This is a genomic window from Actinomadura darangshiensis (assembly GCF_004349235.1).
Lineage (GTDB): Bacteria > Actinomycetota > Actinomycetes > Streptosporangiales > Streptosporangiaceae > Spirillospora > Spirillospora darangshiensis.
On sequence record NZ_SMKY01000127.1, the window covers coordinates 1 to 23739 of the forward strand.

The window sequence follows — 23739 nt, forward strand, 5'->3', positions numbered from 1 at the left end:
CCCGCGCCCTCCTCGCCCAGACGTGCGTCACCCCTGCCCCCTCTGGTGTCGCCGGTGTCCCCGCCCCCGCCGCCGTCCTCCATGAGACCGGTATCGCGGCCACTGGTAGCGCGGCCATCGGCGTCGGGGTGGTCTCGACCGGCCGCGCCGAGCCGGGCGGGGACCGTTGCGACGGTGGCGGAGTCGGGCACCACGTCTGTAGCGATACCAGCTACTCGAACGGCCGGGTCGGTGCTGACGCGGAGGTCGCCTCGCTCGCGGACATTGCTGATGAGTTGCTGACGCAGGCGCGCGGAGAGGCCCGTCCCCAAGACAGGCGCATCGCTGTCGGACGGGCCGCGCAACGCATCCACCGTCAGCTATCCGGCGCCCGTGACATGGCCTGCCAAGGCGACGCCCACACCCACGGACGCCCCGGCTACCGCCCGCCCGCCAAGATGCGTCAAGAGGTCGCGGCCCGGCACGCGACCTGCGTGTTCCCCACCTGCAACCAGCCCTCACACCGATGCGACCTCGACCACACCGTCCCATGGCGACCCGGCATCACCTGCCGCTGCAACCTGGCCCCTCTTTGCAGACGCCACCACAGGCTCAAGCAGCGTTCCGACTGGCATCTCTTCCAAATCTGGCCCGGCCTGCTCATCTGGGTCACACCATCCGGCGCCTGGCACATCATCCGCCCCGACCGCCAGTGACCCCCGACCTCCGACCGACAACAGAGCCCGGACCCAATCGGGGCCGGGGCGCCTGTGCCGTCCGGGGAATCAGCGCTTCAGGTTCGCCATCAGGGCCGCGAAGGCGTCGCGGCTCACGACCAGCTTCGGCCCGTCCGGGTCCCTGCTGTCCCGAACGCCGATGCCCTCGAAGAGCCCGGCGACCTCTACGCACGCGCCACCATTGCCCGAACTGCGTGACGACTTACGCCAAGCCGCCCTACTCACAGCCATGATCTTCTCCCAAGATGCGGCGAATGAGTTCAGCCGACTGCTTCACCGACAACGCTGACGACTTGATCGACTCATAGCATGCGCCCCAGTGGCTCAGGTCTTCTGGACGCTCGATGAACCGGCCACCGGTCAGATCTTCAGCGCAAGCCACGGTCACTCCGTCAGCGAGAGTCAACAGGATGAAGGAACACGTGAGCCCAGCGTGAGCCCCGGTGTCGAATGGCAGCGCCTGAAGCGTGATCTTCGGGTGTTCTGTCGATTCCAGCAGGTAAGCGAGTTGGGCTTGCATGATCTTGGCGCTTCCGACCGGACGTCGTAGGACCGTCTCGTCCACGACCGCCCATAGCTTCGGCGCGTTCGCCTCGGCAAGGAACGTCCTCCGCTCCATACGAGACTCGACGAGTGGCTCGATCTCCTCGACCGTGTCGCCGGGGCGGCCCGCTCGGAGGAGTTCGCGGGCGTAGTCGGGAGTCTGGAGGGTGCCGGGGATGCACAGTCCCTCGTACCAGCGGATCATCTTCGTCTTTCGCTTGACCTCCAGATACTCGGCGAACCCGCTGGGGAAGCGGCGGGCCCCGCCCGTGTCGAGTTCCCGGACGCACGCCGTCGTGAACGGGACGGACGCCGGAACCTGGCCCGTCTCCGCGCCGGAGATCAGCGACTCGGAGAAGTCGATCCGTTCGGCGAGTTCGGCCTGTGTGAGCCCGGCCCGAGCGCGGTGGTGCCGCAGCTCGCGGCCCCAGATGGCCTGGGGGCGTAGGGATTGACCATCGCCCCAGAGGTTCCGACGCTCGTCCTCGATCCCACGGAGCAGGCACCTCGCCTCGCGCGGCGGTTCCTGGCGGAGTGCTTCGCCGAGTGGGGATCGAGGACGACTACATGGGCCGGCTCGTGGTCAGCGAGTTGGTCGCCAACGCCTACCGGCACGGTGCGGGCCCGATCGTCGTACGGGTGTTCCGCGACGAGCACGACGCCCGCCCCGAGGACCACGCTGCCACCTCGGCCGGGGCTGCTGCTCATGGCCGGACTCGTCCAGGATTGGGGTGTCCGTCCCCTCAACGAGGGAGGGTAGGTCACCTGGGCAAAGGTCCGGCACTGAACCGGTCCCAGCGGGTTGCAGAGATCCGCATGCCGCATATCGGTGGTGGTCGTCCGCGTACATCGGCTGCGCGCGCAGGCTTTAACGTTGTTCCATGTCCGAAATGCCGTCTCGGGTCGAACTGTGCCCGCTCACCCTCGCCGACCAGGATGAGTTCTGCTCGCTCGTGCGGGCCAGCGCCGAGCTGCATCAACCGTGGATGCAACTGCCTGCGACCGCGCCAGGGTTCCGGGCCTGGATGAGCCGCTTCGAGGACGGCGCCAACCGGGGCTTTCTCATCCGTGTCCGGGAGACCGGTGCCGCGGCCGGCATGATCAACATCAACTCGATCATCCGTGGCCGCTACCAGGGCGCGTCCATCGGCTATGCCGCCTTCGTCTCAACCGCGCGGCGCGGATACATGACCGAAGGGCTCGCCGTCGCCAAGCAGTACGCCTTCGATGACCTCCGGCTCCACCGGCTGGAGGCCAACATCCAGCCGGCGAACAAGGCATCGCTGGCATTGGTCCAGCGTGTGGGCTTCCACTACGAGGGACTTTCGCCCGCCTACCTCTACATCAACGGCGCCTGGCGGGACCATGAACGCTGGGCCCTCACCGCACCAACCCCCTGGACACCCGATCCGACTCTTCCCGAGGTGTGAGGTGCCGGCGGCCCGGCGCGGGCGTCTCCGGCGGGCGCCGTCGGACGGGGGGTGCAAGTAACTTGATGTCGAGATAAATTGAAGATAGCTTGACGTCGAGAGAAAACGTGCGGAAGTTAGGCGGACCTGATTCCCGGTCGGGAGGCCGACTAGGGCAGGATCAAGGAAAGACGAGCATCCGCCCCGCCGCGCGCCGCCCCGCGACGGCCCCGGGGCGGTCACACTGAAGATCAAGACGAGCGCCGCGCGCTCATGTCCCGGACCGGACGCGCGGTGGCGACGGAGGAGGAGTCCGTGTCCGCGAACAGCTTCGGCAGCCGTGACAAGCTGCAGGTTGGCGACAGGTCGTACGACATCTACCGGCTGGACGCCGTCGAGGGCTCGGCCCGACTCCCGTACAGCCTGAAGGTGCTGCTGGAGAACCTGCTGCGCACCGAGGACGGCGCGAACGTCACCGCCGGCCACATCCGCGCGCTCGCGCAGTGGGACTCGCAGGCGCAGCCGAGCAAGGAGATCCAGTTCACCCCCGCCCGGGTGATCATGCAGGACTTCACCGGCGTGCCGTGCGTGGTGGACCTCGCGACGATGCGCGAGGCCGTCCGGGACCTGGGCGGCGACCCGTCCAAGATCAACCCGCTGGCGCCGGCCGAGATGGTGATCGACCACTCGGTGATCGTCGACTACTTCGGCTCGCCGGAGGCGTTCGAGCGCAACGTGCAGCGCGAGTACGAGCGCAACCGGGAGCGGTACCAGTTCCTGCGGTGGGGGCAGACGGCGTTCGACGAGTTCAAGGTCGTGCCGCCCGGCACCGGCATCGTCCACCAGGTGAACATCGAGCATCTGGCCCGGGTGGTCTTCGACCGCGATGGTGTGGCATATCCGGACACGTGTGTGGGCACCGACTCGCACACGACGATGGAGAACGGCATCGGCGTGCTGGGGTGGGGCGTCGGCGGCATCGAGGCGGAGGCCGCGATGCTCGGGCAGCCGATCTCGATGCTCATCCCGCGGGTGGTCGGCTTCAAGCTGACCGGCGAGCTGCCCGCCGGGACCACGGCGACCGACCTGGTGCTGACCATCACGGAGATGCTCCGTGAGCACGGGGTCGTCGGCAAGTTCGTCGAGTTCTACGGCGAGGGCGTGCACGCGCTGCCGCTGGCGAACCGCGCCACGATCGGCAACATGAGCCCCGAGTTCGGCTCCACCTGCGCCATCTTCCCGGTCGACGACGAGACGCTGAAGTACCTGCGGCTGACCGGGCGCAGCGAGGAGCAGGTCGCGCTCGTCGAAGGCTACGCCAAGGCGCAGGGGATGTGGCTCGACCCGTCGGTGGAGCCGGAGTTCTCCGAGTACATGGAGCTCGACCTCGCGACGGTCGTCCCGTCGCTGGCCGGCCCGAAGCGCCCGCAGGACCGCATCGCCCTGTCGGAGGCCAAGCACATCTGGCGCCGCGACATCCAGAACTACGTCAAGGACGGGGACCAGGCGGGCATCGAGAGCTTCCCCGCCTCCGACGCCCCCGCCGAGCACCTCCTCGCCAACGGCGACCGTCCGCACAACCGGGTCCCCGTCACGCTGGACGACGGGACGGAGTTCGTGCTGGACCACGGGCACGTCGCCGTCGCGGCCATCACCTCCTGCACCAACACGTCCAACCCGTACGTGATGATCGGCGCGGCGCTGCTGGCCAGGAACGCGGTGGAGAAGGGCCTCACCCGCAAGCCGTGGGTGAAGACGTCGCTCGCGCCCGGGTCCCAGGTCGTCACCGACTACCTGGAGCGCGCCGGCCTCACCCCGTACCTCGACAAGATCGGCTTCAACCTCGTCGGGTACGGCTGCACGACCTGCATCGGCAACACCGGGCCGCTGCAGCCGGAGATCTCCGCGGCCGTCAACGACAACGACCTGGCGGTCACCGCGGTGCTGTCCGGCAACCGCAACTTCGAGGGCCGCATCAGCCCCGACGTGAAGATGAACTACCTGGCGTCGCCGCCGCTGGTCATCGCCTACGCGCTCGCCGGGACGATGGACATCGACATCCTCAACGACCCGATCGCCGAGGGCGCCGACGGCCCGGTCCGCCTGAGCGACATCTGGCCGGCGCCCGAGGAGGTCGCCTCGATCGTCGAGTCGTCCATCGGGCAGGAGATGTTCGCGGAGAGCTACGCCGACGTCTTCAAGGGCGACGAGCGCTGGACCGGCCTCGACATCCCGACCGGGAACCTCTTCGAGTGGGACGCCGCGTCCACCTACGTCCGCAAGGCCCCGTACTTCGACGGCATGGGCGCCGAGCCGGAGCCGGTCGCCGACATCCACGGCGCCCGGGTGCTGGCGAAGCTGGGCGACTCGGTCACCACCGACCACATCTCCCCGGCCGGGTCCATCAAGGCGGGCACGCCCGCCGCCCAGTACCTCCAGGACAACGGCGTCGAGATCCGGGACTTCAACTCCTACGGCTCGCGGCGCGGCAACCACGAGGTCATGATCCGCGGGACGTTCGCCAACATCCGGCTCCGCAACCAGCTCCTGGACGACGTCGAGGGCGGCTACACCCGCGACTTCACCCAGGACGGCTCGCCGCAGGCGTTCATCTACGACGCCGCGCAGAACTACGCCGCGCAGGGCACCCCGCTCGTCGTCATCGCGGGCAAGGAGTACGGCTCCGGGTCGTCCCGCGACTGGGCGGCCAAGGGCACCGCGCTGCTCGGCGTCCGCGCCGTCATCGCGCAGTCCTACGAGCGCATCCACCGCTCGAACCTGATCGGCCTCGGCGTCCTGCCGCTGCAGTTCAAGGACGGCGAGTCCGCCGAGTCGCTCGGCCTGACGGGCACCGAGACGTTCGACGTCACCGGCGTCACCGCGCTGAACGAGGGCGGCGTGCCGGACGAGGTCACCGTCAAGGCGACGGATCCGGCCGCGGACGGAGCCGGCAAGGAGTTCACCGCCACCGTCCGCATCGACACCCCGGGCGAGGCGGACTACTACCGCAACGGCGGCATCCTCCAGTTCGTCCTCCGCAACCTGATCCGCAAGTAGGTCGTGACACGAAGAACGGGCCGCCTGGCGAAGGCGGCCCGTTCTTCGCGTCTCAGCGGCCGGTGGGCAGGGTCAGGCCGCCGTTGCATTCGACGACGCTGCCGGTGACGAACCCGTTCGCCGCCGTCAGCAGGACGGCCTGAGCCACGTCCTCGGGACGGCCCACGCGCCCGACCGGCAGCGCGGCGGCGTGCTCGGCGAACATCGCGGCGCGCTGCCCGGCGGACATGCCGTCCCACCACGGGGTCTCGATGACGCCGGGGGAGACGGCGTTGACGCGCAGCGGCGCCAGTTCCGTGGCGAGCGGGCGCACCATCGCCTCAAGCGCGCCGTTGATGGCCGCGAGGCCGGACGTGCCGGGCAGCGCGGCGCGCGCCGACGACGCGGTGATGAAGGTGACCGAGCCGTCCGCCGCCAGCCGGGGGAGTGCCGCCTGGACGAGCCGCAGGTGCAGCCAGAACTTCGCCTCGAACCCGGCCCGCAGGTCGGCCAGGTCGAGCGTGGCGATGGGGCCGGCGCCGGACCCGCCGCTCAAGGCCAGGACGAGGTGGTCATAGGTCGCGTCCTCGGCGAAGAACGCGGCCACCTCGTCCTCCGAGGCCGCGTCCATGCGGCGTGCCGTGCGGCCGTTCGCGGCGGCCTTGGCGAGGCGGTCGTCGTCACGTCCGGTGACGACGACGTCGGCGCCCTGCTCGGCGAACAGCGCGGCGGTGGCCGCGCCGATGCCCGAGGTTCCACCGCAGACCAGGACCTTCCGCCCGTTCAGCGTCATGGTGCGCCCCCTTGTTGGAGTTGTCGAGACTTTCTGTCTCGTCAATACTGTGTCGAGACCGACGGTTTCGTCAACCGGTATGCTCGGCCCATGACCGGCGACACGCACCGCCCGCACACGGGGCGGCGCCGCAACGAGGCCGCGCGCCAGGCGATCCTGGACGTCGCCGTCGAACTGCTCGGCAGCGCCGGCGACGGCCCCGTGACGATCGACACGATCGCGGCGGCCGCGGGCGTCGGGAAGCAGACGATCTACCGCTGGTGGCCGTCCAAGGGCGCCGTGCTGCTGGAGGCGCTGGCCGGCCGCGCGGGCGCCGACATCCCCGTCCCCGACACCGGCTCGCTGCGGGCCGACCTTGAGGCGTTCCTCCGCGCGACGTTCCGCGCCGCCGGGAACCCGCACACCGCGTCCGCCCTGCGGCACACGATGGCCGAGGCGCAGCGCGACCCGCACGCCCGCGAACCCATGCGCGACTTCCTCGCCTCGCGGCGCCGGGTCCTGCGCGGCCTGCTGGAGCGCGCGCGCGACCGCGGCGAGATCGCGTCCGGCGCCGACCTCGACCTCATCGTCGACCAGGCCTACGGCGTGCTGTGGATCCGCATCCTGAACGGGCACGCGCGGCTCGGCGAAGCGGAGGCGACCGCACTCGCCGGCTCGCTGGCCGGCCAGGCCCGCGGCTAGTGCCCGACCGCCCGGCACAGGCGCCCGTGCCAGGAATCATCCGATCGGCGGCGGGAATGGCCGCCTGGAACCCTTTGATTGGATCACTGCATGGCTGACACGAAGAAGATCGGCGACCTGGACGTCTTCCCGCTCTGCCTGGGCGGCAACGTCTTCGGCTGGACCGCGGGCAGGGAGCGCTCGTTCGAGATCCTGGACGCCTACGCCGGGGCCGGCGGCGACTTCGTCGACACCGCCGACTCCTACATGGCGTCCGCGCCCGGCAACAGCGGCGGCGAGTCCGAGACGATCATCGGCGAGTGGATGGAGTCCCGCGGCAACCGGGACGCCCTCGTCGTCGCGACCAAGGTCGGCAGGCACCCCGGCCGCCCGGGACTGTCGGCGCCGAACATCAGGGCCGCCGCAGACGACTCGCTGCGCCGGCTCCGCACCGACCGCATCGACCTCTACTACACGCACTTCGACGCCCCGGACGTCCCCGTCGAGGAGATCATGACGGCGCTGGACGAGCTGGTCGCCGCCGGCAAGGTGCGCGAGATCGCGGTCTCCAACATCGAACCGGACCGCCTCCAGGCATCCCTGGAGTTCAGCGAGCGCGAGGGCACGGCCCGCTACGTCGCCATCCAGCCGCACTACAACCTCGTCTCCCGGGACACCTACGAGGGGCCGCGCCGCGACCTCGCCGAACGGCACGGGCTGGCCGCCGTCCCGTACTACGGTCTCGCGTCCGGGTTCCTCACCGGCAAGTACCGTCCCGGGGCCGAGGTGGACAGCGCCCGCGCGGGCCGCGCCGGCAAGCACCTGGAGACCGACCGCGGACGCGGCGTCCTCGCCGCGCTCGACATCGTCGCCGAGGAGCAGGACGCCCCCGTCGCGACCGTCGCGCTCGCCTGGCTCGCCGCCCAGCCGACCGTGGCCGCGCCCATCGCGAGCGCCCGGACCCTCGCCCAGCTCCCGCCGCTCATCGAGATCGCCCGGACGACCCTGACCGACGACCAGCTCAAGCGCCTCACCGAGGCGTCGGCGTGACGGGAGGAGACGTGACGGGCGGAGACGCGATGGGGAGATCGCAGATCGGATAAGTCGGGATGTAGCGTCACCGAACGTGCCGCATCTTGAGTTCCTCCTGGTGGGCGGGCTGGCCGCGCTGGCCGGCGCGATCGTGCAGGGCAGCGTCGGCCTCGGCGTCGGGCTCGTCGCGACGCCGATCGTCACGATGCTGTTCCCGTCGCTGATGCCGGGGGCGATCCTCACCGTCGCGCTCGTCCTGCCGTTCGCGACGCTCGCCCAGGAGGTGCGGCACGCCGAGCTGCGCGGGCTCGGCTGGGCGTTCGGCGGCCGGGTCGCCGGGACGCCGCTCGGCGCGTGGCTGGTCGCGGCCGCCCCCGGCCGCGTCCTCGGCATCGTGATCGGAGTCGTCGTCCTCGCCGCGCTCGCCCTCACGACGTGGAGCCGGGAGGTGCCGCGCAACCGCCGCACGCTCGCCGCGGCCGGCGCCATCTCCGGCGCCACGTCCACCGCGTCCGGCATCGGCGGCCCGCCGATGGCGCTGCTCTACCAGCGCGAGAGCGGCCCCCGCGTCCGCGCCACCCTGGCGGTCTTCTTCATCGCGGGGGCACTGCTGTCCCTCGGCACGCTCGCCGCCGCCGGACGCCTCCCCGGGCGGCAGGTCGTCGCGGGTCTGGAGCTCATCCCGTTCGTCCTCGCCGGCTTCCTCGCCGCCGGGCCGCTGCGCCGCTACCTGGACGCCGGCCGCCTCCGCGTGGCGCTCCTCGTCGTCGTCGGCGCGTCCGCGCTCATGCTGATCGTCCGTAACCTGATCTGATGCGTCCCGCCCAGCCCCGCACCAGCAAGCCGCGTCCCAGCAAGGCCGATCTTGAGGCCGCCCGTGACCGCCCATCCCCGACATCCTGCCGCCGGACGGCGGGACGCTCCGCGTCCTGTTCAGCGGCATCAACCCCGGCCTCTACTCGGGCGCGACCGGCCGCCACTTCGCCCGCCCCGGCAACCGCTTCTGGCCCGCGCTGCACCGCTCGGGCTTCACCGACCGCCTCCTGGACCCGTCCGAGCAGGACCTCCTGCCCGGCTACGGCCTCGGCATCACCAACCTGGCGCACCGCACCACCGCCCGCGCCGACGAGCTCACCGAATCGGAACTCCGCGAGGGCGGACGCCGCCTGGCGGCCCTGGTCGACCGGCACCGTCCGGTCTACCTCGCCGTGGCCGGCGTCACCGCCTACCGCACCGCGTTCGGCCGTCCCCGCACCCGGATAGGCCCGCAGGACGAGACGTTCGGCCCGGCCAGGCTCTGGGTGCTTCCCAACCCGTCCGGCCTCAACGCGAGCTGGTCGCTCGACCGCATCGCCGCCGAGTTCGCCCGCCTCCGCGCGGCCGCCGAGGCGCTCAGGTGACGTTGCCGAGCGCGGCGGCCGTGGCGAACATCGTGTTCACCTCGTTGACCAGGCCGGGGGCCGGCTGCCAGAGGTCGGTGCGGCCGATCGCCACGATGGGTCGGGGGAGGGCCCGCACACCGGTCAGGTGCCAGTGGTGGGACCCCCGCGCGGCCCACGGACCGCAGTCGCAGGACGCGTCGCGGACGGCGGCGGAGCAGACGTGGTCGAGGTCGGCCACGGCGATGACGGCGCCGATCGTCGCGAGGGGGTCGCGGGGGTCCCAGCCGGCCGAGCGGATGAGCGGGGAGTCGCACGCCTTCAGGTCGACGCGCATGGAGGCGTGGATGAGCAGCGGGCCGCGGTAGGCGGTCGGCGTGCTCTGGTTGCCGACCGACTTCCCACCACGCGCGATCGCGAACGCCCAGGGCTGCTGAACACTCATCGCCTGCACGCGGTCACCTCCAGTGGTCGCCTGGTCCGTTGCCGCCGCGGCCGCTGGGGGCCGGGCGACGATGCCCGAGAGGCTAGGCGCATCCCGCAGGAATTGCCAACGGACCAGGCGAACGGGTCGTTGTCCGACATGGGACGGCTGCCGGGCCGTAATCCCCACATGGGACTCCTCTGATCACCAATGTGACGCCCGAGGACGATGTGCGGTTGACGTGTTCGTGTGACTTTCAACCTTTCAGCGCGCCGGCCATCAGCCCGCGCATGAAGAACCGTCCGAGCAGCAGGTAGACGAGGAGCGTCGGCAGCGACGCCAGCAGCGCCGAGGCCATCTGCTGGTTGTATTGGACGGCCACCGCGCCCGACCCCGCCGTGTTGTTCAGCATCACCGTGACCGGCCAGCTGTCGGGGGCGCCGAGGAACACCGCGAACAGGAAGTCGTTCCACATCGAGGTGAACTGCCAGATCAGCGTCACCGCGAACGCGGGCGCCGACACGGGCAGGACGACCGACCAGTACGTGCGCAGCATCCCGGCGCCGTCGACGCGGGACGCCTCGATCAGCTCGTTCGGGATCGTGACGTAGTAGTTCCGGAAGATCAGCGTGCAGATCGGGATCCCGTACACGACGTGCGCGAGGACCAGGCCGCGGATCGTCCCGACCAGCTCCATGTCGGTCAGCAGCCCGGCCAGCGGGATCATGACCGCCTGGTACGGGATGAACATGCCGAACAGGAACAGGGTGAAGACGACGTCCGCGCCCGGGAACCGCCACTTGGACAGCACGAAGCCGTTCAGCGAGCCGAGCACGGCCGAGATCACCGACCCGGAGACAGCGATCTTGACGCTGTTCTCCAGGCCGGGTTTCAGCGTGTCCCACGCCGCGCTCCAGCCGGACGTGCTCCAGCTGCCCGGCAGGCTCCAGGCGCTGCTCGGGTCGGCCTCGTCCAGCGGCTTGAAGCTCGTGACCACCAGGACGTACACGGGGATCAGGAACAGCAGCACGAACGCCAGCAGGATCGCCAGCTTCACGTACCGCCAGGGGCCGGACGAACCGCCCGGCGCGCTCGCCTTGGGGCCGCCGCGCCGGCGCAGCCTGCGCCACATCGGCGCCGCGGGCGCCTCCGCACTCGTCATCGCGTCCGCTCCGAACGTACCGACCAGACCAGGTAGGGGATCACCAGCACGGCCACCGCGACCAGCATGTACGTGGCGATGGTGGCGCCGTTCGCCGGGTCGTGCCGGTCGAAGATCTCGACATAGGTGGCGACGGCCGGGACGTAGGTGATGATCTGCTTGCCCGCGATGGCCATGATCAGGTCGAACACCTTCAGCGAGATGTGCCCGAGGATGATCAGCGCGGACAGCGTGACCGGGCGGAGCTGCGGGAACACGACGTAGCGGTACACCTTCCACTCCGACGCGCCGTCCACCCGGGCCGCCTCCCGCAGGTCCTCGGGGACGCTGCGGAACCCGGCCAGGTACAAGGCCATGACATATCCGGACATCTGCCAGATGGCGGGGAGGGCCATCGCGGCCATCCCCCAGTCCGGATCCTGCCACCAGCTGTTCCCCAGCCCGCCGAGATGCAGCTTGTCGAACAGCTGGTTGAAGCCGACCGCGCGCTGCGGCGGCGCCGGGTTCATCAGCCAGCGCCACACCACGCCGCTGGCGATGAACGACACCGCCATCGGGAACAGGTAGATGACGCGGAACGACGCCTCACCCCGGATGCCCTTGTCCATCAGGAACGCCAGGAACGCGCCGAGCAGCAGCGCGCCGAGGACGAACACCGCCGTGAACAGCAGTGCGTGCTTCACCGCGCCGGGCCAGCTGGGCTGGTCCCACAGGTCGACGAAGTTCTTGCCCTTGTCGAACCCGTACTCGGTGACCTCGTCGTGCTTGCCGCTCAGCGCGACCCGCGTGTTCCAGAAGATGAGCCCGTAGACGAACAGTCCGATCGCGACGATGGATGGCGAGACCAGCAGCAGTCCTGGCAACCACTTCCGTATACGGCGAAACTTCACTGGCCGCTGTTCTTGGCCGCGCTCACCAGTCCCTGCTGCAGCTTGCCGACGTCCTTGTTCTGCAGGAAGAGGCCCACCGCCGTGTCGATGTCGGTGTGCTGCTTCTTACTGGCGTTGACGCCGTGCCAGAACGAGCCCGCCAGCTTGATGTCGGGCTTGTTCCACTGCTCGAACGCGTACTGGAGGTAGCCCTTGTAGAGGCTCTTGTCGGCGTCCTTGCGGGCGGGGACGGAACCCTTCTTCGGGTTGAAGAGGTCCTGGCCCTCCTTGCTGGACACCTCCTTCAGCCATGCCTCGGCGCCGCCGCGGTGCGGTGCGCCCTTGGGCAGGGTGAAGCTGTCCGACAGCCACATGTAGGTGCCGTCGGTGCCGGGGGACGGCGCGTACTTGAAGTCGGTGTCGAGCTTCTTGCCGAGGCCGTTGGGGGCGGTTCCGGTGAAGTACCCGTACGCCCAGTCGCCCATGATGTTGAAGGCGGCCTTGTCGTCCACGACGGCCTTCGCGGCGCCCTGCCAGTCGGTGGACGCGGCCTCCAGCGTCGTGTACTTCATGATCTCGGCGTAGTCGCCCAGCGCCTTGGTCACCGCCGGGCTGCCCCAGTCGGCGCCCGGCTTCCACAGCGCGTTGTAGCCGTCCGTGCCGAGGTCGCCGAGCAGAACGTTCTCCAGCAGGTGGTCGGCCGTCCACTGCGCGCCGAGCGACAGCGGGACCTTCTTCGTCTTGTCCTTGACGGCCTTCAGCGCGGTGATGAACTCGGCGATCGACTTGGGCGGCCCGGAGACGCCGGCGTCCTTGAGGATGTCCGGGTTGTACCAGAGCACGTTCGACCGGTGGATGTCGACCGGCACCGAGTAGATGTGCCCCTTGTAGCTGATCTGGTCGAGGAGCTGCTGCGGGTACACCGACTTCAGGTTGTTCTTGTCGTAGAAGTCGTCGAGCGGCTCGATCTGCCCGGCCTTGATGTAGTCGAGCAGCTCGGCGCCCGCGTGGCCCTGGAACGAGTCCGGCGGCTTGCGGTTCTGCAGCCGGCTCGCCAGGACGGCCTGGGCCTGCGTGCCCGATCCGCCGGCGATGGCCGCGTTGACGAACTTGGTGCCGGGATTCTTCTTCTCGAAGTCGGCCTGCAGCGCGGCGAGCCCGTCCGCCTCACCGGGGCCGGTCCACCACGAGAAGACCTCGACCTCGGATTTGTCGTTCGAGCCCTTGTCGCCGTCTCCGCCGCACCCCGACATGGCGAGGGCACCGGTCATCGCCACGGCCGCGAAGACCGTCCAGCGACGCCGGGGAACACGTACTCGCATCGTCCGTCCCTTCCATAACCCCGCGGACCAAGCGTCCGCTCGGACGGACGCGGCGGTCAACACCGGACGGCGAATAGTGATCTTTCGGTGATGCGGGACCGGTGCCCGGCCGGCCGGCGCTACCAGCCGAGCGCGGGCGGCAGCCCGGACCGCCCGGCGTCCGGCCACTCCAGCGGCGCGCCGAGGGGCGCGAGCTCGGCCAGCTGGAGCCGGTACCACGGCGACGACTCGGGCCGTCCGGCCAGTTCCAGGCAGCGCTCCCACGTCCACCACTCGGCGTGCTCGACCTCGGCGGGGTTCGCCTGGACGTTCCCGCCGGCCGGGACGACGGCGCGCACCACCGGGCAGCGCTCGTGCTCGACGGTGCCGTCCTCGGCGACGGCCCGGTACTGGAACCGGGGCAGGACGGACGTGAGGGACGCCTCCGGCATGCCCAGCTCGTCGCGAAGGCGCCGCAGGACGGCGTCGCGGAGCTTCTCGCCGGGGCCGGGATGCCCGCAGCAGCTGCCCGTCCAGACGCCGGGGAACGTCCGCTTGCCCAGGGCGCGCTGGGTGATCAGGATGCGACCCTCCGTGTCCGCCACATAGCATGAGAAGGCCAGGTGGTACGGCGTGTCCCTATGGTGGCTGTCGCTCTTCGGCGCGGTCCCGACAGCCTCGTCGTCCGCGTTGAGCAGCACAATCTCTTCGACGCCCATGCTCATTTCCTACCCCATCCCCCCGGCGGGGGCCGTCTTTTCACACGCGCCCCTCCCGGCGGAGTCAGTCTTTTCACACCCGCGAGGAGGGTGGCGTTCGGCGCGTCGTGGGCGAACCGGGATTAAACTCGGAACGGCCCGAGGCAGGGGACCCGCGGCAGGGGAGACCCGGTCCCCGATGGAGGAGTTGAAAAGAGTGAGCTTGCTGGAGTCGATCACGGGTCCCGACGACCTCAAACGACTGGACGCCGCTCAGCTGTCTCGGCTCGCGGAGGAGATCCGCGAGTTCCTCGTCCAGGCGGTCGCCAAGACCGGCGGGCATCTGGGCCCCAACCTGGGCGTTGTCGAGCTGACGATCGCGCTGCACCGCGTGTTCGACTCGCCGCACGACAAGATCCTCTTCGACACGGGGCACCAGGCCTACGTGCACAAGATGCTCACCGGCCGGCACGACTTCGAACTGCTGAAGAAGCGCGGCGGGCTGTCCGGCTACCCGAGCCGCGCCGAGTCCGAGCACGACGTCATCGAGAACTCGCACGCCTCAACGGTCCTCTCCTACGCCGACGGGTTCGCCAAGGCGTTCCAGCTGCGCGGCGAGAGCGACCGCGCGGTGGTCGCGATGGTCGGTGACGGCGCGCTGACCGGCGGCATGTGCTGGGAGGCGCTCAACAACATCGCCGCCGGCGTCGACCGCCCGGTGATCATCGTTGTCAACGACAACGGCCGCTCCTACTCGCCGACGATCGGCGGGCTCGCGTCCCACCTGGCCAACCTGCGCGTCACCCAGGGCTACGAGAACGCGCTCGACCTCATCAAGAAGACGGTGCCGAAGGCCCCGGTCGTCGGCAACCTCACCTACGAGGCGCTGCACGGCATCAAGAAGGGCATCAAGGACGTCCTGCAGCCGCAGGCCATGTTCGAGGACCTCGGCATGAAGTACGTCGGCCCGATCGACGGCCACGACGAGGACGCCGTCGAGCGGGCCCTGCGCCGCGCCCGCGGGTTCGGCCGCCCGGTCATCGTGCACTGCATCACCACCAAGGGGCGCGGCTACGCCCCCGCCGAGAACGACACCGAGGACTGCATGCACGGCCCCGGTGCGTTCGACCCCGCCACTGGCAAGTTCGTCGCCAAGAAGACCGGCCCCGGCTGGACGAAGGTGTTCGGCGAGGAGATGGTCGCGATCGGGCGGGAGCGCCGCGACGTCGTCGGCATCACCGCCGCGATGCTCTACCCGACCGGCCTCGCCGCGTTCGCCGAGGCGTTCCCGGACCGGATCTTCGACGTCGGCATCGCCGAGCAGCACGCCGTCACCTCGGCGACCGGCCTCGCGATGGGCGGTCTGCACCCGGTCGTGGCGCTGTACGCGACGTTCCTCAACCGCGCGTTCGACCAGGTCCTGCTGGACACGGCGCTGCACCGGCAGCCGGTCACGTTCGCGTTGGACCGCTCCGGCGTGACGGGCAACGACGGCCCCAGCCACAACGGCATGTGGGACATGTCGATCCTGCAGCTCGTCCCGGGCATGCGCGTCGCCGTCCCGCGCGACGGCGCCCGGCTGCGCGAGCTGCTGCGCGAGTGCGTCGCCGTCTCCGACGGCCCGACCGCGATCCGGTACCCGAAGGGCCCGGCGGCCGAGGACATCGAGGCGATCGGCAAGGCCGGCGAGATGGACGTGCTGGCCCGCCACGGCGGTTCCAACGGCACCCGCGTCCTGCTGGTCGCGGCCGGCGCGATGGCGGGGCCGGCGGTCGAGGCCGCCGGGCTGATCGCCGCGCAGGGCATCGGCGTCACCGTCGTCGACCCCCGCTGGGTGAAGCCGCTCGACCCGGCGCTGCTCGACCTCGCCCGCGAGCACGCGCTCGTCGCCGTCGCCGAGGACAACGGCCGCACCGGCGCCGTCGGCGACGCCGTGGCGCGGCTGCTGCGCGACGCCGAGGTCGACGCGCCGATCCGCACGTTCGGCATCCCGCAGGAGTTCCTCGACCACGCGTCCCGCGGGGAGATCCTCGCCGACATCGGGCTCACGCCGCAGGCGCTGGCGCGCGACATCACCGAGTTCGCGTCCCGCATCACCTCGGAGGCGCACGAGCACGCGGCCTCGGAGGAGCAGTCGCAGGAGCAGCGTCCCTAGGTGGCGCTCCCTGTCCCCAGGCGGCGCTCCTAGACGCCCTCGGCCGACAGGAGCCGCCAGGAGTGGGTGATGGACGCGGCGGACGTGCCCAGTTCGCGTCCCGAGTACGTCCATCGCCCGCGCAGGCACCAGGGGCGCCCCCTGCCGTCCTGGACGTAGACCTGCAGCGGGAAGCAGGCGTCGTGCGCGCGGATGACGCCCGACGGGTCGACCGAGGGGTCGAGCCTGGGCTCGCCCTCGCACCGCACGCCCATGACGGACGTGCGCGGATCCTGCCGCAGAAGCCCCTGCGTCAGGTCGTACACGAGTACGGACACGTAGTCGGGGCCCAGCCACCTAAGATCGGGGACCGTCTCGGGTGGGGGGAACCCGTACAGTTCTGGACCGCCGGTCACACGCCGCACCGTAGCGCCCGCGTCACATGTCCGTCACTACTTTCCCGGCGGGATCTTCTTTCGAAAACGGGTCACTCGCGGCCGCGGCACGCGGACGTCATCGCGTCCCAGCGGGCCAGCTTGACGCGCTCGCCGCGGTCGAGGCTGCGGGCGAGCTCGATCTCGGCGGCGTCGAGGTTGAGCCAGTCGTCGTAGGTGACGACCGGAAGCCCGCGCGACTCCAGCATCTCCTCGATGGTGCGCTTGGGCCCGGTGCCGGTCCCGGCGAGGTCTTCGAGGAGGTTGCGGACGGTCTCGGCGGCGTCGGACTTGTTCGTCCCGACGACGCCGGACGGGCCGCGCTTGATCCAGCCGGCGACGTACTCGCGGGGGACGAACCCGCCGCCCGGGGCGCTGATGCGGCCGCCCTCGTTCGGGACGACGAAGGAGCGCTCGTCGAACGGGACGCCGTCCAGCGGGATGCTCTGGTAGCCGACGGACCGCAGCACCATGCCGACCGGGAGCGTCTCGAACTCGCCGGTGCCGGTGACGCGGCCCGACTCCTCCAGCCGGGTCCGCTCCAGCCGCAGGCCCTCGACCCGGTCCGTGCCGAGGATCTCGGCGGGGGCGCGCCAGAACCGCACGTCGATGTGGCGGGCCCGGCCGGCGGCCGGCTCGCCCGTCCAGGCGTTCAGGACCTTGACGTTGCCGCGGACGTGCCGGTCGCTCTCGGCCAGCTCGGCGCTCGCCGGGTCGAGGTCCATGTCCGCCGGGCTGACGTGGATGCTCGCGTTGGGCAGCTCGCCCAGCTCGCGGGCCTCCTTGGTGGTGAACTTCGCCTGCGCCGGCCCGCGCCGCCCGATCATGTGGACGCGCTTGACCCGGCTGCGCGATAGCGCCTCGATGACCTGCTCGGGGACGTCGGTCTCGCGCAGCTCGCCCGCCGTCCTGGCGAGGATCCGGACGACGTCGACGGCGACGTTCCCGACCCCGATCACCGCGACCTCCTCGACGGACAGGTCGAACTCGTGGTCGGCGGCGTCGGGGTGCCCGCAGTACCAGTTCACGAAGTCGGTCGCGGCGATGCTGCCGGGCAGGTCCTCGCCGGGGATCCGCATGTGCCGGTCGACCATCGCGCCGGTGGAGTAGATGACGGCGTCGTAGCAGTCGAGCAGGTCGGCGCGGGTCAGGTCGCGGCCGAGCTCCAGGCACCCGAAGAACCGGACGGCCGGCTCCTCCAGCACCTTCTGCAGGTACCGCGCGATCGACTTGATCGACTTGTGGTCGGGCGCCACCCCGTAGCGCACCAGTCCGTACGGCGTCGGCAGCCGGTCGAACACGTCCACCTGGACGGCGCCGCCGGTCTGCTTCACCAGGGCCTCGGCGGCGTAGATGCCCGCGGGGCCGGAACCGATCACCGCGACGCGCGCTGGAGATGCCATGCGGGTCATTGTGCCCACCCGCCGGTCAAAAGGACACCGTGAGACCGGTCACGGCGGGCCAGGTCAGGACTTGTGCTTGACCGGGACGTCGTCGCCGCGCTGCCGCAGCCGGCTGTTCCGGTAGCCGTAGGCGGCGTAGACGACCGTGCCGACGATCATCCAGACGATGAACCGCAGCCAGGTCTCGATCGGCAGGTTGATCATCACGAACAGGCAGGCGAGCACGGACAGGATCGGGATGACGGGCACCCAGGGCGTGCGGAAGGAGCGCGGCAGGTCCGGCCGGGTGCGGCGCAGGATCAGCACGGCGAGCGAGACGACGAGGAACGCGAACAGGGTGCCGATGTTGACCAGCTCGGCGAGCTCGGACAGCGGGATGAACCCGGCGAGGACCGCGACGATCAGGCCCATCAGGATCGTCGAGCGGTACGGGGTGCCGAAGCGCGGGTGGACGGCCGACAGCCAGGGCGGCATCAGGCCGTCGCGGCCCATGGCGAAGAAGATGCGGCTCTGCCCGAGCAGCAGGATCATCACGACGGTGGTGAGGCCGATCACCGCGCCGACGTTGACGACCGTGGCGAACGCGGGATGGTGGACGGCCTTGAACGCGTCCGCGAGGGGCGCCTCGGTGCTCAGCTGCTTGTAGTTCTGCATGCCCGCGACGACGGTGGACACGGCCGCGTACAGGACGGCGGTGACGATGAGGGAGCCGATGAGGCCGATCGGCAGGTCCCGCTGCGGGCGGCGGGCCTCCTCGGCGGCGGTCGCGACGATGTCGAACCCGATGTAGGCGAAGAAGACGATGGCGACGGCCGCGAAGATGCCGAGCCAGCCGTAGCTGACCGGCGCGCTGCCGAAGATCTCCTGGATCAGCGGTGCCTTGAGGCCCTCGACGTTCGGCGTCGGCTCCGACGGCGGGATGAACGGGTCGTAGTTGGCGCCCTTGACGAAGAACAGCCCCGCGAAGATCACCAGCAGCACGACGCTCACCTTGATCGCGACGACCACCGCGTTGACCCGGGAGGAGATCTTGACGCCGAGGACGAGCAGCGCGGTGACCAGCAGGACGAGGCAGATGGCGGGGACGTTGACGGTCCCGCCCTCGCCCGGCGGATCGGCGATCGCCGACGGCAGCGTGATGCCGATGTCGTCCAGCAGCGAGGCGAAGTAGCCGGACCAGCCGACCGACACGACCGCGGCGCCGAGCGCCATCTCCAGAATGAGGTCCCAGCCGATGATCCAGGCCGGGAACTCGCCGATCGTGGCGTAGGAGAACGTGTAGGCCGACCCGGCCACCGGGACGGTCGAGGCGAACTCGGCATAGCACAGGGCGGCGAGCCCGCACACGACCGCGGCGAGGATGAACGACAGGGCGACCGCCGGGCCGGCCTTGTCCTTGGCGACCTGCCCGGTCAGCACGAAGATGCCGGTCCCGATGATCACGCCGACGCCGAAGACGGTGAGGTCGAGCGCGGACAGCTCGCGGCGGAGCCGGTGCGACGGTTCCTCGGTGTCCCGGATCGACTGCTCGACCGACTTCGTGCGCAGCAGGTTCATCCTCGGCGCTCCTTCGCGTCTGCGGGCGTACGGCATGGCGGCATGAGGGCCGTCAGCCGTATGCCCATATGTGCGCGGCTTATGATCAGCCGAAACGCGCGCGAGTCCGTGACGTGCGGAAACGCCGGAAAAGAGGCGTTCCGAATGCGGCTCGGAACGCCTCTTCCGGTGCTGCGGGCGGGGATCAGGCGGGCTGGGTCAGGCGGGCAGGATCAGGCGGGCAGGATCAGGCGGGCAGGGAGGCGACCCCCGGCGCCAGGAAGCGGCGGCCGGCCGTCTTCTCCGCGACGCCCGACCTGTCCAGGTACGGGGTGATGCCGCCGAGGTGGAACGGCCAGCCCGCGCCGAGGATCATGCACAGGTCGATGTCCTCGGCCGCCGCGACGACGCCCTCGTCCAGCATGATGCGGATCTCGTCGGCGAGCGCGGCGAGCGCCCGGTCGAGGACCTGCTCCTCGGTGGACGGGCTCGTCCCGCCGCCGAAGATCTCCACGACCTCGGGGTCGAGGGAGAAGTCGGGCAGGTACACGCCGCTCTTGCCGGCCGCGACCATCTTCGCCAGGTTGTCCGACAGCGGGAACCGTGCCGTTCCGGGGGGTGTGGGGGGTCGTCCCCCCACAGAAGACCGTGCCGGGAACGCGCTGTGCAGGGTCTCGTTGACGTGCAGCGCGATCGCCGGCCCGACGAGGCCCATCAGCACGAACGGCGGCATCGGCAGGCCCAGGGGCGCGGCGGCGCGCTCGGCCACCTCGATGGGCGTGCCCTCGTCCACCGTCTTGACGATCTCGGCGAGCAGGCGCAGCAGGACGCGGTTGACGACGAACGCCGGGGCGTCCTTCACCAGCACGCACGACTTCTTCAGCGCCTTGCCCGTCGCGAACGCGGTGGCGAGCGCGGCGTCGCCGGTCTGCTCGCCCCGGACGATCTCCAGCAGCGGCAGCACCGCGACCGGGTTGAAGAAGTGGAACCCGACGACGCGCTCGGGGTGCCGGAGCGCGGACGCCATCTCGCTGACCGACAGCGACGAGGTGTTGGTCGCGAGGACGCACTCGGCCGAGACGTACTCCTCGACCTCGGCGAACACCTTCTGCTTGACCGACATCTCCTCGAAGACGGCCTCGATGACGAAGTCGGCGTCGGCGAACGCCTCCTTGGTGAGCGAGCCGGTGATGAGGGCCTTCAGCCGGTTGGCCTTGTCGGGGGAGAGGCGCCCCTTGCCGAGCAGCTTGTCGATCTCGCCGTGCGCGTAGCCGACGCCCTTGTCCAGGCGCTCCTGGTCGAGGTCGGTCAGCACGACCGGAACCTCCAGGCGGCGTGCGAACAGCAGCGCGAGCTGCGAGGCCATCAGGCCCGCGCCGACGACGCCGACCTTGGTGACCGTGCGGGCGAGGGACTTGTCCGGCGCCCCGGCGGGCTCCTTCGCGCGCTTCTGGGTGAGGTCGAACGCGTAGAGTCCGGCGCGCAGCTCGTCGCTCATGATGAGGTCTGCCAGTGCCTCGTCCTCGGCGGCGAAGCCCTCGTCGCGGGTGCGGTCCTTGGCCGCCGCGACCAGGTCGAGCGCCCTCACGTAGGACGGCGCGGCGCCGTGGAGCTTGCCGTCGATGTTCCAGCGGGCCATCGCGACGGCGTCGTCCCACGCCTTGCCCTTGTCGACCTCCGGGCGCCGGACGGTGATCTCGCCGTTCAGCACGCGGGCCGTCCAGGCGAGGGACTCCTCCAGGAAGTCGGCCGAGTCGAAGATCGCGTCCGCGATGCCCAGCTCGTACGCCTGCCCGCCCTTCAGCATCCGGTTCTGCGCCAGGGGGTTGTCGATGACGACCTTGAGCGCCTTCTCCGCGCCGATCAGGTTCGGCAGCAGGTACGTCCCGCCCCACCCGGGGACCAGGCCGAGGAACGCCTCGGGCAGCGCGAACGCCGGGACGCCGGACGAGATCGTCCGGTAGGAGCAGTGCAGGCCGATCTCGACCCCGCCGCCCATCGCCGCGCCGTTGTAGTAGGCGAAGGACGGGACACCCAGTTCACCGAGGCGCCGGAACACGTCGTGGCCGAGCCTGCCGATGGCCGCCGCGTCCGCGCGCTCCTGGATCAGCGGGACCCCCTTGAGGTCGGCGCCGACGGCGAAGATGAACGGCTTGCCGGTGACGCCGACGGCGGCGATGTCGTCGCGTCCGGCGACCGCGTCGAGGGCGGCGTTCAGCTCGGCGAGCCCGTTCGGGCCGAACGTGTTGGGCTTGGTGTGGTCGAAGCCGTTGTCGAGCGTGATGAGCGCGAGCGTGCCCGCGCCATGGGGGAGTGCCACGTCGCGGACGTAGGCGTGCGTGACGACTTCGTCTTCGAAGATCTCGGGGTTCACTTGGCGCCCTCCCAGTTGGTGTTCTCCCAGAGGACGGTTCCGCCCATGCCCATGCCGACGCACATCGTCGTCAGCCCGTACCTGACGTCCGTGTGCTCCTCGAACAGCCGGGCGAGCTGGTTCATCAGCCGGACGCCGGACGAGGCCAGCGGGTGGCCGAGCGCTATGGCGCCGCCCCACGGGTTCACCCGCGCGTCGTCGTCGGAGATCTTGAAGTGCTCCAGGAACGCGAGCACCTGCACGGCGAACGCCTCGTTGATCTCGATGAGGCCGATGTCGTCCATGGTCAGCGCGTTGCGGGCGAGGAGCTTCTCGGTCGCCGGGACGGGCCCGACGCCCATCACCTCGGGCTCCACGCCGGCGAACGAGAAGTCGAGGAGCCGCATCTTCGGCGTTAGGCCGAGCTCGCGGGCGGTGTCCTCGGCGGCCAGCAGGCAGGCGGTGGCGCCGTCGTTGAGGCCCGCGGCGTTCCCGGGCGTCACGTTGCCGTGCACGCGGAACGGGGTCTTCAGCCTGGCGAGGTCGTCCAGCGTCGTGCCGGGACGCGGCGGCTCGTCCTCGGTGGCCAGGCCCCAGCCCTTCTCGGCACTCCGGATCGCGGTCGGGACGAGGTCCGGCTGGATCTTCCCGGCGGCGTAGGCGTCGGCGACCTTCTGCTGGCTGCGCACGGCGTAGGCGTCCGCGCGCGCCTTGGTGATGCCGGGGAACCGGTCGTGCAGGTTCTCGGCGGTCGACCCCATGACCAGGGCGGACGGGTCGACGAGCCTGTCGGCGAGGAACCGCGGGTTCGGGTCGACGCCCTCGCCCATCGGGTGCCGCCCCATGTGCTCGACGCCGCCCGCGATGACGACGTCGTAGGAGCCGAACGAGATGCCGGCGCCGGAGGTGGTGACGGCGGTCATCGCGCCCGCGCACATCCGGTCGATGGCGTAGCCGGGCACGCTCTTCGGCAGCCCGGCCAGCACGGCGGCGGACCGCCCGATGGTCAGGCCCTGGTCGCCGGTCTGGGTGGTGGCGGCGATCGCGACCTCGTCCACCCGGCCGGGCGGCAGGGACGGGTTGCGGCGCATCAGCGCGCGGATCGCGCGGACGACCATGTCGTCGGCGCGCGTCTGCGCGTAAAGGCCCTTGGGGCCGGCCTTGCCGAACGGCGTGCGGACGCCGTCGACGAACACGACGTCGCGTGCGGTGCGAGGCACGGATCGTCCTCCCTGCGGTGGGCTCGTGAAGGAAGCTCGGTGAAGGTGCCGGGGCTCGTGCCGCCCCTGCCTTTCCATGGCGGCACGAGCGCCCGTACCGGCGATGCTACTCGCTGGTAACCGGTAATGCTACTCGTCAGTAACCACTGACCGGACGGGTGCCCTTGTTCGGTCCGTGACTGATGGGTAACGTGGCTCGAAATCACCGGAGGAGGGCACGGTGACGCACGCGAGGCCCGCGTACCGGCCGGGGATGCGCCGGCGGATCGGGCATATCCGCGATCTCACCGGGCTCCTGCTGCGCACCGGACTGCTGTTCGGCGGCGGCCCCCGGCGGCTCGTCAGGCAGATGGGCACGCTGCGGCACTGGGGCACCACTCTCGCCGGCCTCGTCGCCTCGTCCGCCGCCCGCTCCCCGTCCCGGCCCGCGCTCATCGACGACGAGGGCGTCCTCACCTTCGCCGAGGTCGACGAGCGCGCCGCCCGCCTCGCCGCCGGGCTGCCCCTGCACGGCCCCCGCCCCCGCGTCGGCGTCCTGTGCCGCAACCACCGCGGCATGGCCCTCACCCTCGTCGCCTGCTCCCGGCGCGGCGCCGAGGTCGTGCTGCTCAACACCGGCTTCGGCACGGGCCAGATC

General features: G+C 70.6%; 21 protein-coding genes and 1 pseudogene. 9 read left to right on the forward strand and 13 right to left on the reverse strand.

What is annotated here, in order from left to right; translation table 11 throughout:
• A partial coding sequence (locus E1293_RS48720; protein ID WP_207939076.1) for an HNH endonuclease signature motif containing protein occupies positions 1-695 on the forward strand: 695 nt, incomplete at its 5' end.
• 69 nt (positions 696-764) lie between these two features.
• Here E1293_RS48720 and E1293_RS25145 read toward each other — a convergent pair.
• Both E1293_RS25145 and E1293_RS49590 read right to left on the reverse strand, forming a co-directional pair.
• On the reverse strand, positions 765-947 hold the full coding sequence (locus E1293_RS25145) for a DUF397 domain-containing protein (protein ID WP_132199921.1): 183 nt from the start codon (positions 945-947) through the stop codon (positions 765-767).
• Complete coding sequence (locus E1293_RS49590) at positions 934-1761, reverse strand: helix-turn-helix domain-containing protein (RefSeq protein ID WP_132199937.1); 828 nt, start codon at positions 1759-1761, stop codon at positions 934-936. The genes E1293_RS25145 and E1293_RS49590 overlap by 14 nt, the downstream gene beginning before the upstream one ends.
• Before the next feature lie 379 nt (positions 1762-2140).
• Here E1293_RS49590 and E1293_RS25155 point away from each other — a divergent pair, with 379 nt between their 5' ends.
• Together E1293_RS25155 and acnA are read left to right on the forward strand one after the other, a co-directional pair.
• Positions 2141-2689 carry a GNAT family N-acetyltransferase gene (locus tag E1293_RS25155; RefSeq protein WP_132199922.1) on the forward strand — a complete coding sequence of 183 codons (549 nt, stop codon included), beginning with the start codon at positions 2141-2143 and terminating at the stop codon, positions 2687-2689.
• 294 nt (positions 2690-2983) lie between these two features.
• Positions 2984-5725 (forward strand): aconitate hydratase AcnA, encoded by a 2742-nt coding sequence (gene acnA, locus E1293_RS25160; protein ID WP_132199923.1) that lies wholly within the window; start codon positions 2984-2986, stop codon positions 5723-5725.
• A gap of 52 nt (positions 5726-5777) precedes the next feature.
• On the opposite strand, the gene E1293_RS25165 is transcribed toward acnA, so the two are convergent.
• Positions 5778-6497 carry an SDR family oxidoreductase gene (locus tag E1293_RS25165; protein ID WP_132199924.1) on the reverse strand — a complete coding sequence of 240 codons (720 nt, stop codon included), beginning with the start codon at positions 6495-6497 and terminating at the stop codon, positions 5778-5780.
• Positions 6498-6587: 90 nt separating this feature from the next.
• Here E1293_RS25165 and E1293_RS25170 point away from each other — a divergent pair, with 90 nt between their 5' ends.
• From E1293_RS25170 to mug, 4 genes and pseudogenes are all read left to right on the forward strand, one after another.
• Complete coding sequence (locus E1293_RS25170; RefSeq protein ID WP_132199925.1) at positions 6588-7178, forward strand: TetR/AcrR family transcriptional regulator; 591 nt, start codon at positions 6588-6590, stop codon at positions 7176-7178.
• Between the two features lie 90 nt (positions 7179-7268).
• Positions 7269-8207, forward strand: a complete 939-nt coding sequence (locus tag E1293_RS25175) for an aldo/keto reductase (protein ID WP_132199926.1) — start codon at positions 7269-7271, stop codon at positions 8205-8207.
• Positions 8208-8283: 76 nt separating this feature from the next.
• Positions 8284-9003, forward strand: coding sequence for a sulfite exporter TauE/SafE family protein (locus tag E1293_RS25180; protein ID WP_132199927.1), 720 nt, complete (start codon positions 8284-8286; stop codon positions 9001-9003).
• A pseudogene (mug, locus tag E1293_RS25185) lies at positions 9003-9589 on the forward strand (G/U mismatch-specific DNA glycosylase). Before E1293_RS25180 ends, mug begins: the two are co-directional and overlap by 1 nt.
• Here mug and E1293_RS25190 read toward each other — a convergent pair.
• The 5 genes from E1293_RS25190 to idi all read right to left on the reverse strand — a co-directional run bounded on the left by E1293_RS25190 (position 9582) and on the right by idi (position 14043).
• Entirely contained in the window at positions 9582-10013 is a 432-nt protein-coding gene (locus E1293_RS25190; RefSeq protein ID WP_243716513.1) for an ASCH domain-containing protein, read from the reverse strand. The pseudogene mug and the gene E1293_RS25190 overlap by 8 nt on opposite strands.
• A 235-nt stretch (positions 10014-10248) precedes the next feature.
• On the reverse strand, positions 10249-11154 hold the full coding sequence (locus E1293_RS25195) for a carbohydrate ABC transporter permease (protein WP_132199929.1): 906 nt from the start codon (positions 11152-11154) through the stop codon (positions 10249-10251).
• The gene (locus E1293_RS25200) at positions 11151-12017 is read right to left on the reverse strand and encodes a carbohydrate ABC transporter permease (protein ID WP_132199930.1); all 867 of its coding nucleotides are present in this window, start codon (positions 12015-12017) and stop codon (positions 11151-11153) included. The genes E1293_RS25195 and E1293_RS25200 overlap by 4 nt, the downstream gene beginning before the upstream one ends.
• Positions 12018-12040: 23 nt before the next feature.
• The gene (locus E1293_RS25205; RefSeq protein ID WP_243716517.1) at positions 12041-13345 is read right to left on the reverse strand and encodes an ABC transporter substrate-binding protein; all 1305 of its coding nucleotides are present in this window, start codon (positions 13343-13345) and stop codon (positions 12041-12043) included.
• A gap of 119 nt (positions 13346-13464) precedes the next feature.
• Positions 13465-14043 carry an isopentenyl-diphosphate Delta-isomerase gene (idi, locus tag E1293_RS25210; protein WP_132199931.1) on the reverse strand — a complete coding sequence of 193 codons (579 nt, stop codon included), beginning with the start codon at positions 14041-14043 and terminating at the stop codon, positions 13465-13467.
• A gap of 196 nt (positions 14044-14239) precedes the next feature.
• On the opposite strand from idi, the gene dxs reads away from it, so the two are divergent.
• A complete protein-coding gene (dxs, locus tag E1293_RS25215) occupies positions 14240-16177 on the forward strand; it encodes a 1-deoxy-D-xylulose-5-phosphate synthase (RefSeq protein ID WP_132199932.1) in 1938 nt (645 codons plus the stop codon).
• Between the two features lie 29 nt (positions 16178-16206).
• Here the strand turns inward: dxs and E1293_RS25220 are convergent, their stop codons facing one another.
• From E1293_RS25220 to E1293_RS25240, 5 genes are all read right to left on the reverse strand, one after another.
• A complete protein-coding gene (locus E1293_RS25220) occupies positions 16207-16494 on the reverse strand; it encodes a hypothetical protein (RefSeq protein WP_243716520.1) in 288 nt (95 codons plus the stop codon).
• Between the two features lie 149 nt (positions 16495-16643).
• A complete protein-coding gene (locus tag E1293_RS25225) occupies positions 16644-18002 on the reverse strand; it encodes an FAD-dependent oxidoreductase (protein WP_132199934.1) in 1359 nt (452 codons plus the stop codon).
• A gap of 54 nt (positions 18003-18056) precedes the next feature.
• Positions 18057-19550 carry an amino acid permease gene (locus E1293_RS25230; protein WP_132199935.1) on the reverse strand — a complete coding sequence of 498 codons (1494 nt, stop codon included), beginning with the start codon at positions 19548-19550 and terminating at the stop codon, positions 18057-18059.
• Between the two features lie 226 nt (positions 19551-19776).
• Positions 19777-21903 carry a 3-hydroxyacyl-CoA dehydrogenase NAD-binding domain-containing protein gene (locus tag E1293_RS25235; RefSeq protein WP_243716522.1) on the reverse strand — a complete coding sequence of 709 codons (2127 nt, stop codon included), beginning with the start codon at positions 21901-21903 and terminating at the stop codon, positions 19777-19779.
• Positions 21900-23102, reverse strand: coding sequence for a thiolase family protein (locus E1293_RS25240; protein WP_132199936.1), 1203 nt, complete (start codon positions 23100-23102; stop codon positions 21900-21902). Before E1293_RS25240 ends, E1293_RS25235 begins: the two co-directional genes overlap by 4 nt.
• A 220-nt stretch (positions 23103-23322) precedes the next feature.
• Between E1293_RS25240 and E1293_RS25245 the strand changes: the two genes are divergently transcribed.
• Positions 23323-23739 (forward strand): AMP-binding protein (locus E1293_RS25245; protein ID WP_243716524.1); only part of this gene is annotated, 417 nt, incomplete at its 3' end.